We start from the raw sequence: 1,052 nt of genomic DNA on the forward strand, positions 1-1,052 counted from the left end.
TGGCGTCGCTTTAGCGCACGACCTGATCACACTCAAGAGGGTATTTGCATCTCGCAATGATAAACTCACAGCCGTTTCCGCCGGAGAGGTCGGAAACGGCTAGATTCTTGCCTTCATCATCCCCGTCGTCAGCGCACGTCGATGAAGTTGCCCCTGAGGTCGAAGCGGCAGTTGAAGAAGGTGACGCCGCGGCCGCCATCGTAGTTGCCCTGCACCCAATAGTAGCGGCCGCTTCGGAAGGCCATATTGACGGTGATCCGGTTGGGACGCACGCCGAAGGCGGCAGACGCTTCGCCCTGGCAGAAGCGCGGCATCATCCTTGCGTCGACACGATCCGGCTGCTGCGTGTCGTCGTATTGCGGCGGGCGTTCCGGGCGTGGCCGTGTGTTGCCGCCGGCAGACGTGACACGGCAGACGCCGTTGCCGGCGCCCCGGCGCGTATAGCTGATTGAAGGCGAACCATCGCGGTTGACGCTGATCGAGATCGTGGTTCGTCCTTGGCTCGCCTCGTAATAATCGCTGCTGAACCGCTTCAGACGGGCCTGGCTGCCATTGATGAAGACGGGACCGCCCTGATCGGCGTGGACCTCGATACGGCCGGGGCAGGTGGCGTTGAAGAACGGCACTTCGGCCTTCGCCTCGGTGGCGAAGCCGGCAAGGATACCGACGAGCATTCCTGCGGCGATCGTGCTGCGCATGGGGATACCTCTCCAATCATCGCTCGTTTCGTGTGCCCGGCTCGCTGCAGTATGCCGACCATGCGCCTCGCGTCAAACGGGTCTTTTGTCGCGTTTCCCCTGTGGCCTGTATCCGCAGGGATGCGCGAGGGGTGGCCGGAACGCGCCCGGTTGATAGCGGGCGAGTTCTCCACAGGGGTTGCTCTAGCCCCACGAGATTTTTCAAAAGATTTTTACAAAGGCGCTGGACAACCAAACCGAACGCCTTTATACGCCCCCTCACGACAGCAGCGGGACACACCGCAGCGGTCGCGGATGGGTGATTAGCTCAGTTGGTAGAGCAGCTGACTCTTAATCAGCGGGTCCACGGTTCGA

At 61.6% G+C, this 1,052-nt stretch carries 1 protein-coding gene; it reads right to left on the reverse strand.

Going from position 1 to position 1,052, the window contains the following annotated elements; all coding sequences use genetic code 11:
• Positions 1–128: 128 nt before the first annotated feature.
• Positions 129–698: a hypothetical protein gene (locus ASE71_RS36525; protein ID WP_063891137.1), complete on the reverse strand. Its 570-nt coding sequence runs from the start codon at positions 696–698 to the stop codon at positions 129–131.
• Positions 699–1,052 lie beyond the last annotated feature (354 nt).

It is taken from the genome of Ensifer sp. Root954, assembly GCF_001429005.1.
In the GTDB taxonomy this organism is placed as follows: Bacteria; Pseudomonadota; Alphaproteobacteria; order Rhizobiales; family Rhizobiaceae; genus Ensifer; species Ensifer adhaerens.